The organism is Streptomyces sp. NPDC018029, from assembly GCF_044327655.1.
Taxonomy (GTDB): Bacteria; Actinomycetota; Actinomycetes; order Streptomycetales; family Streptomycetaceae; genus Streptomyces.
Genome location: NZ_JBIRFV010000003.1, coordinates 229,962 through 243,494, shown reverse-complemented (window position 1 = coordinate 243,494; position 13,533 = coordinate 229,962). Strand labels below are relative to the sequence as shown.

The window sequence follows — 13,533 nt, the reverse complement described above, 5'->3', positions numbered from 1 at the left end:
AGGGCTCAGCCGGCGAACCAGCGGACCGGCCGCGGTGCCAGGTTCTGGTAGACGTGCTTGGACTCGCGGTACTCGGCGAGGCCCGCGGGGCCGAGCTCGCGTCCGACGCCGCTCTTGCCGAAGCCGCCCCACTCCGCCTGCGGAAGGTAGGGGTGGAAGTCGTTGATCCAGATGGTGCCGTGGCGCATCCGCCGTGCCATGCGGCTCGCACGGCCCTGGTCGCTGGTCCACACGGCGCCCGCGAGGCCGTACTCGGTGTCGTTGGCGAGCGCGACGGCCTCGTCCTCCGTACGGAAGGTCTCGACGGTCAGGACGGGCCCGAAGACCTCTTCCCGCACGACCTTCATCCCGCGGTGGCACTGGTCGAGCACGGTCGGCTCGTAGAAGTACCCCTCGGCGGGCCGCACCTCGCTCGGCTCGGGCCGCTTGCCGCCGGACCGCAGCACCGCGCCCTCCTCCAGAGCGGAGGCGACGTACATCTCGGTCTTCTCGCGCTGCTGCGCCGAGACGAGCGGCCCGCACTCGACGCCGTCCTCGGTGCCGCGCCCGAGCTTGATCTTCTGGGCGCGGCGGGCGAGTTCGGCGACGAAACGTTCCCGCACGGACTCCTCGATGATGAGGCGGCCACCGGCGGAGCAGACCTGCCCGCTGTGGATGAAGGCGGCGTTCAGCGCCTGGTCGACGGCGGTGTCGAAACCCTCGTCCGTGGCGCAGGCGTCGGCGAAGACGACGTTGGGGTTCTTGCCGCCGAGCTCCAGGGCGACCTTCTTCACGCCGAGCGCGGCGGCCTGGGCGACCTTGGTGCCGGAGACGAGGCCGCCGGTGAAGGAGACCAGGTCGACGTCGGGGTGGTCGGCGAGCCGGGCGCCGACGGTGTGGCCGGGCCCGGTGACGATGTTGGCGACACCCGCGGGCAGCCCGGCCTCGACGAGCAGCTCGATGAGCGCGACCGTCGTCAGCGGGGTGATCTCGCTGGGCTTGATGACGAAGGTGTTGCCGGCGGCGAGGGCGGGCGCGATCTTCCAACTGGCCTGGAGCAGGGGGTAGTTCCAGGGCGTGATCATCGAGCAGACGCCGACGGGCTCGTGCACGACGACGCTGTGGATGTCGTCGGACCCGGCGTCCACGACGCGCCCTGCGCCCTCGCCGATCACCAGGTCGGCGAAGTAACGGAAGGCGTCGGCGACGCAGTCCACGTCGACACGGCCCTCTTCGAGGGTCTTGCCCGCGTCACGGCTCTCCAGGAGACCGATCTCCTCGCGGTCACGTACGAGGAGATCGGCGACGCGGCGCAGCAGCGCGGCGCGCTCGGCGACCGGAGTGCTCGGCCACGGGCCCTCGTCGAAGGCCTTGCGGGCGGCGGCGATGGCGGCGTCCGCGTCGTCCGCTCCGCCCTCGGCGATCACGGCGAACGGCTTGGCGTCCGCCGGGTCGAGGATCTCGCGGGTGGCGCCGGAGGCGGCCGCAAGCCACTCTCCGCCCACATGGATGGTCTGTTGTGCCGACACGTCCCGTTTGCCTTCCGTTCCTGTCATATGCCCCGCCCGTCACTCGCGGCAGCCGGGTGCACCTTCCCTGACCGGAACAATGCATGCGTGTCTCATACGTGCGCTGCGTCACTAGCGACCGGCGGCTTCCGCACCCCCGACGGCGACCATCTCGTCGGCCTCGTCGCCCACCGGGTCGTCACCGACCGTGAGCCCCGCCAGCCACAACGGCATCAGCCAGTGCACGACGAACACGCTGAACAGCACGGGGAAGACCAGCCCCTCGATCTCCACGCCCGCCAGCCCGGCGACCCCCACGCCCACGGTCGTGGCCAGCAGGAGCCACAGCATCACGTAGTGCGCACGGGACACCACGCGGTTCTTCTCGGCGCGCTGCCGCTCGTCGAGGGCGCGCAGCCGCAGCTCGAGGAGGCCGCGGGTCGCGCCGTTGATGACACCGGTCGCCGCGCACCACGGCAGCAGGATCCCGAGCATCCCGAACGTCGCCCAGCGCTCGTCGCCGAGCACGGAGTAGAGCCAGCAGGCGATGCCCGCGCCGGTCAGCACCATGTGGGTGACGACGGCGGCGCGGCGGCGGGCCGCGGTGGCGTAGAGCGGAGCGCCCTCGCGGCGGTTCATGATCGCGTACATCCGCCGGTCGTAGCCGGTCATGGGGCGCTCGTCGGTCTTCATCACTGCTTCCTCCCGTAGACCTCGTCCGTGAGCGGGCGGAACGGTTCGAGGGAGAACAGCGCCTCGACCGGCAGCTCGAAGAACTTCGAGATCTTCAGCGCGAGGTCGAGGCTCGGGTTGTACTGCCCTCGCTCGATGTAGCCGATGGTCTGGTAGTGGGCTCCCACTGCCTCGGCCAGGCTCTGACGCGACACCTTCCGCTCGGCGCGCACCATCGCCAATCTGTTGTGCACGTGCTCACTCATGTATAAGAAGTACTACATTTGTGAGTACGACAGCAAGAGCCCCTAGGGCCACGAGGACAGGGAGCGGAAGACATGTTCGGCACGAAGCGGGAACTGATGGTGATCGCCCTGCGCGACACGGACGCGGTCGCGGAGGAGCTGCGCGAGGCGCTCGCGACGGCCGACGAGAAGGACCGCCCCGGCCTCGAGCGCGCGGCGGCGCTCCTCGCCCGCGCGGCCGCCGTCCCGGACTCCGAGATACGCGGCCGCTGGGCCCTGCGCCGGATCACCGCCGCCGGACACACGGGCCCCGCCGACTCGGTCCACGCGGTCAAGGCCCTGCGCCAGGCCGAACCGGGCCTGAGCCTGGCGTCGGCGGTCCTGCTGTCCAAGGAGGCGGCGGCACTGCAGGCGGTGGACGCCTCCCGCACCTGAGCCGGCGGGACTGAGGCGCTCACAGCTCGTCGACCAATAAGACCGCCCCCCGGCGGCCTTGACGGCTGCCGGGGGGCGGTCTTTCAGTCGCGCGCGTACGCGTGGGCTCAGCGCAATCAGATGAGGCCGAGACCGCGGACGGCCTCGCGCTCCTCGGTGAGCTCCTGCACGGACGCGTCGATGCGCGCACGCGAGAAGTCGTTGATCTCCAGGCCCTGGACGATCTCGTACTTGCCGTCCTTCGCGGTGACGGGGAAGGAGGAGATGAGGCCCTCCGGCACGCCGTACGAACCGTCGGACGGGATGCCCATGGAGGTCCAGTCGCCGGCGGCCGTGCCGTTCACCCACGTGTGGACGTGGTCGATGGCGGCGTTGGCGGCGGAGGCGGCCGACGAGGCGCCACGGGCCTCGATGATCGCGGCACCGCGCTTGGCGACGGTCGGGATGAACTCGTCGGCGAGCCAGGCCTGGTCGTTCACGACCTCGGCGGCGTTCTTGCCGGCGATCTCCGCGTGGAAGATGTCCGGGTACTGGGTGGCCGAGTGGTTGCCCCAGATGGTCAGCCGCTTGATGTCGGCGACGGACGAGCCGGTCTTCTTCGCGAGCTGCGACAGCGCGCGGTTGTGGTCCAGGCGGGTCATCGCGGTGAAGCGCTCGGCCGGTACGTCCGGGGCGGCGGCCTGCGCGATGAGCGCGTTGGTGTTGGCCGGGTTGCCGACCACGAGCACCTTGATGTCGTCGGCGGCGTGGTCGTTGATGGCCTTGCCCTGCGGCTTGAAGATGCCGCCGTTGGCCTCCAGGAGGTCACCGCGCTCCATGCCCTTGGTGCGGGGGCGGGCGCCGACGAGCAGCGCGACGTTGGCACCGTCGAAGGCGACGTTCGGGTCGTCGCTGATCTCGATGGAGTTCAGCAGCGGGAAGGCACAGTCGTCGAGCTCCATGGCGGTGCCCTCGGCGGCCTTCAGCGCCGGCGTGATCTCCAGAAGGCGCAGGTTGACCGGCACGTCCGCGCCGAGCAGGTGGCCCGAGGCGATGCGGAAGAGCAGCGCGTAGCCGATCTGGCCGGCCGCGCCGGTGACGGTGACATTCACGGGAGTGCGGGTCATGGCGATCTCCGTAAGACAGCTGGCGGTGGGGTCCCGTGTCCCTCTACTGGATCCCCTGATTCCTGGATCCCCGCCGACGCCTCTTCGAGTCCTCGATCGCCTCTCGATGATCGATCTCTTGGCATCAAGAGAGATCCGCCGTCAGGCTATCGCGCCCCGCCCGCCCCTAGCGGCCGGGTCGGTGTGGCCCGCCCCACAGCACTCCGCTGGGGGGACGCCCTGTTGCCCGGGGGGGCGGCCGCCACGTGAGGGGGGAGCGTGGCGGCCGCCGTGGGGGTGTGACCACTCCCGTGGGGGTACGGTCCGCCTGCCCTCCGCAACGCATGTCATGCCCCCTCCCACCCGACTTTCTCGCCAACCCCTCAAATCACCGTCCGGAGCAGCCATTTGCGGGGCAGCGCGGCAGGCGGAGGCGGCAGGACAGTAGGGCCGCTTGACCGCAGGGGCAGGCCGGGGGGCTAGTCCGTGCAGCCCGTCTCACCGGAGGTCAAGGTCGCGCACGCCTTCGCCGCCGTCCCCGACGTCACCGCCACCATCGGCGTATACGCGTCGAAGTCCTCGTTCACCGTGCTGCTCTGCTTCGCCGACGCCCCGCTCCCCGACCCCGTGATCGTGAGCTCGTCCCCGGGTGTGGCCTGCGTGATCCGTGCCCACGCGGCCCCGCACGTCTTGCTGTACCGCACCTCGACCAGCGTCGTGCCGACCGTCGCCCGCGACGTCGTCCTCGCCAGCTCGTCGCCGCACCCCATGTTCTCGGGGTCCTTGCCCGCGCAGTCCTTGCCGCTGCACTCCACCCCCGCGGGCAGCTTCGTGTCCTTGGCGGTCGGCGTCGCGGACGGCTTCGCCTTGTCGTCGCCCTTGTCGTCGTCGCCGAAACCGGTCATGAAGACCGCGGCGGCGATGACGACGAGGGCGCCCACCACGCCCGCGAGGAACATCGTCAGCTTCCTGCGCCGCCGCTGCCCGTCGGGCGAGTCCCCGCTTCCGCTCCCTTCACCGAAGGGGGCCGCAGCTCCGAAGACTCCTTGGCTGCCCCCGGCGCCCCCTTGCGGCGGCACGGTGGGCGACACCCCGGCGGGCCCCGCCACCCCCACGACGGGTCCGCCTCGAGACACGGGAGTGGAAGGAGGGGCAGCGGAAGCGGGAGAGCCGGAAGAGGGCCGCGCCGGCCCGGTCGGGTGCGCCCCCGTCGCGCCCAGCGCGGCCCGCGCCTGCGAGATGCGGATCGCCTGCATCGTCATGTCGTGCCGCATCTCGGACCGGCTCCACGCCCGCTCGGCCAGCTCCCACATGGTGATGAGGTGCACGGGCTGCGTACCCGTCACCTCCGCCAGCGCGACGATCGCCCCCTTGGGCGCGAGGAGCCGCCCGTTCAGATAGCGCTCCCACGACGTCTTGCTGTAGCCGGTCCTGTCGGACACCGCCGCGATGCTCAGCCCGCTGCGGTCGACCAGTCTGCGCAGCTGCCCGACGAACTCCTTGATCTCAGGGTCGAGCTCTTCCGGTAGCGCCTTCCAACGAGGCATTGCTCCCCCAATTCCCCCCGTACGTTCCCGTCCTGCTCCCCCACGCCGACCCGTCCAGGACTACCCAGAGGGATGCTCGGAGCCAGGATGTCAGTTCCCGAAGCGGGGGCGGAAGCAGAGAACCGCCCCCGGACAGCAGTACGAGACACCCCCGAACACCCTGCTCGCCCCACCCGCCCCGGCCCGGCCGACCAGCACCGTTGCACACCTCGAACACCGTTGCGGAATGGTCACCTCCGTGCCACAGGGACCGGTCATCCCTTGTCCGGGGTTGGCGGGTCCATGACTCTGGATCACGAGCGGAACGCACCGCTTACATCGGGAGGTTCCAGCAGGAATCGCATCTCCCCGACCGACGGTGCCCGTCCTCCCACGGGGGTGGGGACGGGCGCCGTCACCCCAGCCATGTGCCTGTACGCGTCCCTCCGTACGCGTTTCCCTATACGGAGCGTACGGCGTCCCCGAAAGGGCGACTTCGGCCATGTCTTGCGGCCCCGGACCCGAGGATCTCGGCAGAGTCGTTGCGACACCAGCGACACCAGCGACACCAGCCGCACCGGTGTCAACACCGCTCAGCACGACCCCCGAAGGGACCCGCACATGAAATACGGCAAGCGGCTCGCCGGCACCGTCATCACCGCGTCCGCCCTCCTCGGCACGGCCCTGGCCACGACCCCTGCGGCGTCAGCCACCCCGGCGGCCTCCACCCCGGCGGCCTCCACCACGGCCGCCTCGCTCCGCGGCACCGCCCCCGCCTGCGTCAAGCGAGACGTCATCAAGCACCGCAAGTACGTGAAGGTGACCAACCACTGCGGCCGGGCCATGCATCTGAAGGTCGTCATCGACTGGGGCAACGACTCGCCGTGTCTGACGTACCAGCCCAACCAGCAGTGGGAGTGGAACTGGGGCCGCGGCTCCTACGGCAAGGTGGTCACCTGCTGAGCCACCGAAACGGCGGCCCGACCCCGCTCATCCCCCGGCCCCGGGCGTGACCAGCCCCGTCTCGTACGCCACCACCACCGCCTGCGCCCTGCTGTCCAGGTCGAGCTTGCTCATCGTGCGGTTGAGGTGGGTCTTGACGGTGGCCTCGCTGATGTAGAGCCGCTCCGCGATGTCCGCGTTGGTCAGGCCCCGGGCGATCAGCTTCAGGACCTCGACCTCGCGCAGGGTCAGCGCCGCGAGGTCGGGCGGCCGCCGGCTCTTCGCCCCCTCGAGACCGTCTCCCTCGTGCCCCGCCCCCTGCCGGGCGAACGCCTCGACGAGGCGCCGCGTCACACTGGGCGCGAAGAGCGCGTCACCGCCGCCGACCGCCGCCACCGCGGCGAGCAGCCGCTCGGGCCCCGAGTCCTTGAGCAGGAACCCGGAGGCGCCCGCGCGCAACGCCCCGTACACGTACTCGTCCAGGTCGAACGTCGTCAGGACCAGGATGCGCGGCGCCGGTTCGGCGGCCTGCTGCAGGATCTTCGCGGTGGCGGTGATGCCGTTCATGCCCGGCATCCGGATGTCCATGAGCACGACGTCGGGTGAGGTCCGCGCGGCGAGCTCCACGGCCTCGTCCCCGTCACCCGCCTCGCCGACGACCTCGATGCCCGGCGCGGCGCGCAGCAGCCCCACCAACCCCGCACGGATGAGGAATTGGTCGTCGACGACGAGCACTCTGATGCATGCAGTCACCCGGCTCATTCCGTTGCGCCGTCCCCTGCCTCGTCCCCCCGCGCCGCGGCGCGCGCCGAGGTCGGCAGGGTGAGTCGCACGGCGAATCCCCCCTCGCTCAGCGGGCCGATACTGATCGCCCCGCCGTAGAGCTTGGCCCGCTCCCGCATCCCAATCAAGCCGTGCCCGCTACCCGTCCGTACTCTGTCCTGATTCACCCCCTCCCCCTCGCCCGCTCCGTCATTGACGACCGAGACCTCGATGTGCCGCCGCTCGTAGGCGAGTTCGACGGTCACCGCCGCTCCCCGGGCGTGTTTCAGTACGTTGGTGAGCGCCTCCTGCACCACGCGGTACGCGCAGAGCTCCACGCCCGGCGCCACCGGCCGGGGCGTCCCCCTGACGCGCAGCTCGACGGGGGCTCCCCCCGCACGGACCCGTTCGACCATCTCGTCCAGGCGGGCGAGGCCCGGCATGGGGGCGGCGGGGGCGTCGCCGGTCTGCTCGCCGTCCTCGGCCCGCAGCACCCGCAGCATGCGGCGCAGCTCTTCGAGCGCCTCGCCGCTGGTCCCGGAGATGGTGCCGAGCGCGGCGCGCGCGGTGGCGGGGTCGGAGCCGAAGACGAACGTCGCGAGGCCCGCCTGCACGGATATCACCGACATGTGGTGGGCGACCACGTCGTGCAGCTCGCGTGCGATGCGCCCCCGCTCCTCGGCGACCTCGCGCCGGGCGCGTTCGTCCTGCTCCCGCTTCAACTGCCGGGCCAGTTCCGCCGTACGGCGTGCGACGTACCCGAAGCGCCAGAGGACGATGGAGAAGCCGACGGCCTGGCCGACGACGGACGGCATCGAGGAGCCCTCGGTGATCGCGCCTGCGTAGATCCAGAGGGTGGCCGTCAGCGCGGTGCAGGCGAGGGAGGTGCGTGGCGGGCACAGCGAGGCGACCGTGTAGACAGTGAGCATGGGGCCGAAGGTGCCGACCACGGGCCAGTAGCCGGCGGTGACGTAGACGAACCACGCCAGGTGGACGACGCCCAGGACGGTGAGCGGCGCCCTGCTCCGGGCGGCGACCGGCACGCAGACCAGCGCCACCAGCGCGTATCCCACGGGGTCGAGCGCGGGCCAGCCCTGCTTGACGGACTCCTGCCCGAGCAGCACGGCCACCGTGGTCAGGGCGACCGCGATGAGTGCGTCTACGGCGAGGGGGCGGATCCGCATCGCCGCAGCGTAACGCGCGTATGGGCGCCGGAACGTCAACCAGCGGCGGTACCGCGGAAGTTGCAGGAACCGGAGGCCTACCGCGCCTGGAGCAGGCCGGGTTCAACCCAGGACGTGACGACGCGGCAGGCGTCCCGCCCGTAGTTTGTGGAACCAGGGACCGCGGCCGTCGGGGGATCGCACGGGGGAGGACGCCCGGTCCGCAGAGCGGTGGCCCGTCCCCTCGGGGGAGGACGGGCCACCGTCACGCGCGGGCACGCGCCGTACGACTAGATCGTGTAGTGCAACGTGTCGTCCAGGAACGGGATCTCCAGCCACGGGTTGGGCTGCGCCATCATCGCGAGCAGCACGATGGCGAGGCCCAGCGCCCCGTACGTGACCATGTCGGTGAACCGGGAGCGCACCGCCAGCATCCCCACGTCCGGCAGCGCCCAGCGGAGCACGGCGCCGCCGACGAGGGCGACGCCGACCAGCAGCGTGCCGACGCGGAACACGTCTAGCGCGGTGAGCAGCAGCCCGAGCCCGACCAGGGAGACGACGCTGAGCAGCGGCCACTGCCGGGCGGGTGCGGGTGCGTCGCCGGCCGCGGCGCGGCCGCCGCCCTCGGGCCGTGCGGTGTCGCGGGTGAACAGCGGGAAGCGGCGCGACACCTTCCGCGGCCGCCCGTCCGGGCCCGGCGCGCTGACCGCGCCCTTGGCCCGGGGGCCCTCCGGGATGCTGCTGTCCTGTTCGGCTTCCGAGCTGCCGGCCTCGCTCATGACCTCGCCTCTTTCCCGATCAGCGCGCTGCGCGTTCCGCGGCCTCGACGACGTTCACCAGGAGCTGGGCGCGGGTCATCGGGCCGACACCGCCCGGGTTCGGGGAGATCCATCCGGCGACCTCGGCGACGCCCGGGTGGACGTCACCGACGATCTTGCCGCTCTCGTCGCGGGAGACGCCGACGTCCAGGACAGCGGCGCCCGGCTTCACGTCCTCGGGCTTGATCAGGTGCGGCACGCCCGCCGCGGCCACGATGATGTCGGCGCGCTTCAGGTGGGCGGCAAGGTCACGGGTGCCGGTGTGGCACTGGGTGACCGTGGCGTTCTCTGACTTGCGGGTGAGAAGGAGCGGCATGGGCCTGCCGATGGTGACGCCGCGGCCGACGACGACGACCTCGGCGCCCTTGATCTCCACGTCGTGCTGCCGGAGCAGCCGGATGATGCCGTACGGGGTGCAGGGCAGCGGCGCCGGCTCGTTCAGGACGAGGCGGCCGAGGTTCATCGGGTGCAGTCCGTCGGCGTCCTTGTCCGGGTCCATGAGCTCGAGGACGCGGTTCTCGTCGATGCCCTTGGGCAGCGGGAGCTGGACGATGTAGCCGGTGCAGGCGGGGTCCTCGTTGAGCTCGCGGACCACTGCCTCGATCTCCTCCTGGGAGGCGGTGGCGGGCAGTTCACGCTGGATGGAGGCGATGCCAACCTGCGCGCAGTCGCGGTGCTTGCCCGCGACGTACTTCTGGCTGCCGGGGTCGTCGCCGACCAGGACGGTGCCGAGTCCGGGCGTGACGCCCTTCTCCTTCAGGGCCGCCACGCGGGCGGTCAGTTCGGACTTGATCGCGGCTGCGGTGGCCTTGCCATCGAGAATCTGGGCGGTCATGGCTCCATCTTCCCGGATGAGGCCCGCCCGGTACCAATCAGGTCGCCCCCTGCCGTCCCGCCGCTTCACCCACTGATCAGCGAGGTTGCACTTGCACAACACCTGGCGTGGCCGACTGGACAGGAAGGCGGCCCATTGAGAACCATGGCCCGGGCCATGCCGCGGGCAGTGTCGGGGGGCAAACCGCTCAGCAGCACCTCTTTCCTCCGGTCGCACCGCGTCGTCCCCGCAGTGAACAACGGAGGAAATCCGCCATGAGTTTCGGCGACCCGAACAACCCCTACGGCCAGCAGCAGCCCCAGGGCCAGCCCGGTGGCTACGGCCAGGCTCCGGGCCAGCCCGGCTACGGCCAGGCGCCGGGCCAGCCGCAGTACGGCTACCCCCAGCAGGCCCCGGGCGGCGTCCCGCAGCAGGGCTACGGCTACCCGCAGCAGCCGGCCTCTCCCTACGGCGCGTACCCGCAGCAGCCCGGCGGTGGCTACGGCTACCAGGGCGGCGGTCCGACGGTCGCGTCCATGGGCCGCCGGTTCGGTGCCCGCGCGATCGACGGTGTCGCCTTCACGCTCATCTACATCGTCCTCCTCGTCGTCGGCGCCGCGGGCGCCATCGGCGAGGCAGCGGACTGCGACCCGGGCTCGGCCGCGTACGACAGCTGCATGAACGACGCGAGCACCGACATCATGGGGTCCCTCGGCGCCGTGATAGGCGCCCTCGCGGTCGTCGGTCTGCTCTACGAGTGGCTGATGACGGCCATGGTCGGCGGCACGCTCGGCAAGCTCGCCGTGGGTATCCGCGTCATCGACGCGGAGAGCGGCCAGAAGCCGGGCATCGGCGCTGCCTTCGTCCGCTACATCATTCCGCTGGTGGGCTCGCTGGCCTGCGGCATCGGCTCGCTGCTCGTCTACCTGTCGCCGTTCTGGGACAAGAGCGGGCGTCAGCAGGGCTGGCACGACAAGGCGGCCAAGACGATGGTGATCCAGCGGTCCAACAACTGACGTACGCACGGCAGTTGCCACCACCGGCGAAGGCCGCGCCTCCCTCATACGAGGGGGCGCGGCCTTCGCCGTTGTCGAGCTCGGTATCAGCGGCCTCGGCCGGTGGGTATCAGCAGGTATCAGTGGAAGAAGTGCCGCGTCCCCGTGAAGTACATCGTCACGCCCGCCTTCTTCGCGGCCTCGACGACCAGCTCGTCGCGGACCGAACCGCCCGGCTGGACCACGGCCTTGACGCCCGCGGCGGTCAGGATCTCCAAGCCGTCGGGGAAGGGGAAGAACGCGTCGGACGCGGCGTACGAACCCCGGGCCCGCTCCTCGCCCGCCCGCTCGACCGCGAGCTTCGCGGAGTCGACGCGGTTGACCTGGCCCATGCCGACGCCGACGGAGGCGCCGTCCTTGGCGAGCAGGATCGCGTTGGACTTGACCGCGCGGGACGCCTTCCAGGCGAACGCCAGCTCGGCCAGCTCGTCCTCGTTCAGGGCGTCGCCCGTGGCGAGCGTCCAGTTGGCGGGGTCGTCGCCCTCGGCCTGAAGGCGGTCGGTGACCTGGAGCAGCGCGCCGCCGTCGATCTGCTTCACCTCGACCGCGTTCGACGGCGCCCGGTGGGCGCGCAGCACGCGGATGTTCTTCTTCTTGGTGAGGACTTCGAGGGCGCCGTCCTCGTACCCGGGCGCGACGATGACCTCGGTGAAGATGTCGGCGACCTGCTCCGCCATCTCCTTGCTCACCGGGCGGTTGACGGCGATGACGCCGCCGAACGCGGACAGCGGGTCGCAGGCGTGCGCCTTGCGGTGCGCCTCGGCGACGTCCGCGCCGATCGCGATGCCGCACGGGTTGGCGTGCTTGATGATCGCGACGCAGGGCTCGTCGTGGTCGTACGCGGCACGGCGCGCGGCGTCCGTGTCCGTGAAGTTGTTGTACGACATCTCCTTGCCGTGCAGCTGCTCGGCCTCGGCGAGGCCGCCCGTGCCGTCGACGTAGAGAGCCGCGCCCTGGTGCGGGTTCTCGCCGTAACGGAGCACGTTCTCGCGCTCGTACGTGGCGCCGAGGAAACCGGGGAGGCCGCTGTCGTCGGCGGCCGCGTAGCCGTCGGCGAACCAACCGGCGACCGCGACGTCGTACGCCGCCGTGTGCTGGAACGCCTCTCCCGCGAGCCGCTTGCGCGCGGTCAGGTCGAAGCCGCCCGCCTTGACCGCCGCGAGGACGTCCGCGTACCGCTTCGGGTCGGTGACGACCGCGACCGACGGGTGGTTCTTGGCGGCGGCACGCACCATCGAGGGGCCGCCGATGTCGATCTGCTCCACGCACTCGTCGGGCGTGGCACCGGAGGCGACGGTCTCCTTGAAGGGGTACAGGTTCACGACGACGAGCTGGAAGGGCTCGACGCCCAGCTCGTCGAGCTGGCGGCGGTGGTCCGCCAGACGCAGGTCGGCGAGGATGCCCGCGTGGACCTTCGGGTGCAGGGTCTTGACCCGGCCGTCGAGGCACTCAGGGAAGCCGGTCAGCTCCTCGACCTTGGTGACGGGCACTCCGGCGGCGGCGATCCGCGCGGCCGTCGAGCCGGTGGAGACGAGTTCGACGCCCGCCTCGTGCAGCCCGCGCGCGAGCTCTTCCAGGCCGGTCTTGTCGTAGACGCTGACGAGCGCGCGCTTGACGGGGCGCTGCGTGCCGTCGGTGCCTGTGGCGTTCGCGGTGTTCGTAGCTTCGGCGGTCACGGGATAAGAACCTTTCGTCCCTCAATGCGGTAGCCGTGCCGGGCCAGACGCCCCACGACATCGACGAGCAGCGTGCGCTCGACTTCCTTGATGCGCTCGTGCAGAGCGCTCTCGTCGTCCTCGTCCCGGACCTCGACCACGCCCTGGGCGATGATCGGTCCGGTGTCGACGCCGTCGTCGACGAAGTGGACGGTGCAGCCGGTGACCTTCACGCCGTACGCGAGCGCGTCGCGCGCGCCGTGGGCCCCGGGAAAACTGGGCAGCAGCGCGGGGTGCGTGTTCACGAACCGCCCGCCGAAGCGCGCGAGGAACGCCTTCCCCACGATCTTCATGAACCCGGCGGAGACCACCAGGTCCGGTCCGTACGCGGCCGTCGCCTCGGCGAGCGCGGTGTCCCACTCGTCGCGCGTCGCATGGTCCTTCACCCGGCACACAAAGGTCGGGATCCCGGCGCGCTCGGCGCGCTCCAGGCCCGCGATGCCGTCGCGGTCGGCGCCGACCGCGACGATCTCGGCGCCGTAGCGCTCGGCCCCCTCGGCGTGGATCGTGTCGATCAGGGCCTGAAGGTTCGTGCCCGACCCGGACACCAGCACGACGAGGCGCTTGGGGCGCGCGACCACAGCGCTCTTGGCCACAGCGGGGCCCTTTCTCGGAGGATGCGTCCTGGAAGGCGCGTCTTTGCGTCTTTGTACGGTCGTACAAAGGCTTCGGGCCCCTCGATACGGGGAACCCTACGAAGCGGCCGACCGCCAGCAACGATACCGGCACCCGGAACCGCCCCTCACGGGACGGGGGCGCGGGCGGGAGGTAGCGTCTGGGGGAAAGGCGCCTGAATACCGAAGAATGCCGAGTT

At 71.2% G+C, this 13,533-nt stretch carries 14 protein-coding genes; 3 read left to right on the top strand and 11 right to left on the bottom strand.

The features are described from left to right. Positions 1-5 precede the first annotated feature (5 nt). The 3 genes from ACH4D5_RS09720 to ACH4D5_RS09710 form a co-directional block, all read right to left on the bottom strand. Positions 6-1,535: an aldehyde dehydrogenase family protein gene (locus ACH4D5_RS09720; protein ID WP_398300367.1), complete on the bottom strand. Its 1,530-nt coding sequence runs from the start codon at positions 1,533-1,535 to the stop codon at positions 6-8. Positions 1,536-1,619: 84 nt separating this feature from the next. Beyond that, positions 1,620-2,180, bottom strand: a complete 561-nt coding sequence (locus ACH4D5_RS09715; protein ID WP_398300365.1) for a hypothetical protein — start codon at positions 2,178-2,180, stop codon at positions 1,620-1,622. Beyond that, on the bottom strand, positions 2,180-2,425 hold the full coding sequence (locus tag ACH4D5_RS09710) for a helix-turn-helix transcriptional regulator (protein ID WP_398300363.1): 246 nt from the start codon (positions 2,423-2,425) through the stop codon (positions 2,180-2,182). The genes ACH4D5_RS09715 and ACH4D5_RS09710 overlap by 1 nt, the downstream gene beginning before the upstream one ends. A gap of 72 nt (positions 2,426-2,497) precedes the next feature. Here ACH4D5_RS09710 and ACH4D5_RS09705 point away from each other — a divergent pair, with 72 nt between their 5' ends. After that, positions 2,498-2,839: a hypothetical protein gene (locus ACH4D5_RS09705; RefSeq protein WP_398300361.1), complete on the top strand. Its 342-nt coding sequence runs from the start codon at positions 2,498-2,500 to the stop codon at positions 2,837-2,839. Between the two features lie 116 nt (positions 2,840-2,955). Here ACH4D5_RS09705 and ACH4D5_RS09700 read toward each other — a convergent pair whose 3' ends face one another. Both ACH4D5_RS09700 and ACH4D5_RS09695 read right to left on the bottom strand, forming a co-directional pair. Further along, positions 2,956-3,945 carry a malate dehydrogenase gene (locus tag ACH4D5_RS09700; RefSeq protein ID WP_398300359.1) on the bottom strand — a complete coding sequence of 330 codons (990 nt, stop codon included), beginning with the start codon at positions 3,943-3,945 and terminating at the stop codon, positions 2,956-2,958. 458 nt (positions 3,946-4,403) lie between these two features. Beyond that, positions 4,404-5,471 (bottom strand): DUF2690 domain-containing protein, encoded by a 1,068-nt coding sequence (locus tag ACH4D5_RS09695; protein ID WP_398300357.1) that lies wholly within the window; start codon positions 5,469-5,471, stop codon positions 4,404-4,406. Positions 5,472-6,071: 600 nt separating this feature from the next. Between ACH4D5_RS09695 and ACH4D5_RS09690 the strand changes: the two genes are divergently transcribed. After that, a complete protein-coding gene (locus ACH4D5_RS09690; protein WP_398300355.1) occupies positions 6,072-6,413 on the top strand; it encodes a hypothetical protein in 342 nt (113 codons plus the stop codon). 27 nt (positions 6,414-6,440) lie between these two features. Here ACH4D5_RS09690 and ACH4D5_RS09685 read toward each other — a convergent pair whose 3' ends face one another. From ACH4D5_RS09685 to ACH4D5_RS09670, 4 genes are all read right to left on the bottom strand, one after another. Next, on the bottom strand, positions 6,441-7,154 hold the full coding sequence (locus tag ACH4D5_RS09685) for a response regulator (protein WP_398300353.1): 714 nt from the start codon (positions 7,152-7,154) through the stop codon (positions 6,441-6,443). Then, positions 7,151-8,338: a sensor histidine kinase gene (locus ACH4D5_RS09680; protein WP_398300351.1), complete on the bottom strand. Its 1,188-nt coding sequence runs from the start codon at positions 8,336-8,338 to the stop codon at positions 7,151-7,153. The genes ACH4D5_RS09685 and ACH4D5_RS09680 overlap by 4 nt, the downstream gene beginning before the upstream one ends. A gap of 269 nt (positions 8,339-8,607) precedes the next feature. Then, positions 8,608-9,096 carry a DUF3017 domain-containing protein gene (locus ACH4D5_RS09675; protein WP_398300350.1) on the bottom strand — a complete coding sequence of 163 codons (489 nt, stop codon included), beginning with the start codon at positions 9,094-9,096 and terminating at the stop codon, positions 8,608-8,610. 19 nt (positions 9,097-9,115) lie between these two features. Further along, entirely contained in the window at positions 9,116-9,970 is an 855-nt protein-coding gene (locus ACH4D5_RS09670) for a bifunctional methylenetetrahydrofolate dehydrogenase/methenyltetrahydrofolate cyclohydrolase (protein ID WP_398300348.1), read from the bottom strand. A gap of 254 nt (positions 9,971-10,224) precedes the next feature. On the opposite strand from ACH4D5_RS09670, the gene ACH4D5_RS09665 reads away from it, so the two are divergent. Continuing rightward, positions 10,225-10,965 carry an RDD family protein gene (locus ACH4D5_RS09665; protein WP_398300346.1) on the top strand — a complete coding sequence of 247 codons (741 nt, stop codon included), beginning with the start codon at positions 10,225-10,227 and terminating at the stop codon, positions 10,963-10,965. A 119-nt stretch (positions 10,966-11,084) separates the two neighbouring features. On the opposite strand, the gene purH is transcribed toward ACH4D5_RS09665, so the two are convergent. Together purH and purN are read right to left on the bottom strand one after the other, a co-directional pair. Next, positions 11,085-12,680 (bottom strand): bifunctional phosphoribosylaminoimidazolecarboxamide formyltransferase/IMP cyclohydrolase, encoded by a 1,596-nt coding sequence (purH, locus tag ACH4D5_RS09660; protein ID WP_398300344.1) that lies wholly within the window; start codon positions 12,678-12,680, stop codon positions 11,085-11,087. After that, positions 12,677-13,315 (bottom strand): phosphoribosylglycinamide formyltransferase, encoded by a 639-nt coding sequence (gene purN / locus ACH4D5_RS09655; RefSeq protein WP_398300342.1) that lies wholly within the window; start codon positions 13,313-13,315, stop codon positions 12,677-12,679. The genes purH and purN overlap by 4 nt, the downstream gene beginning before the upstream one ends. Positions 13,316-13,533: the final 218 nt, after the last annotated feature.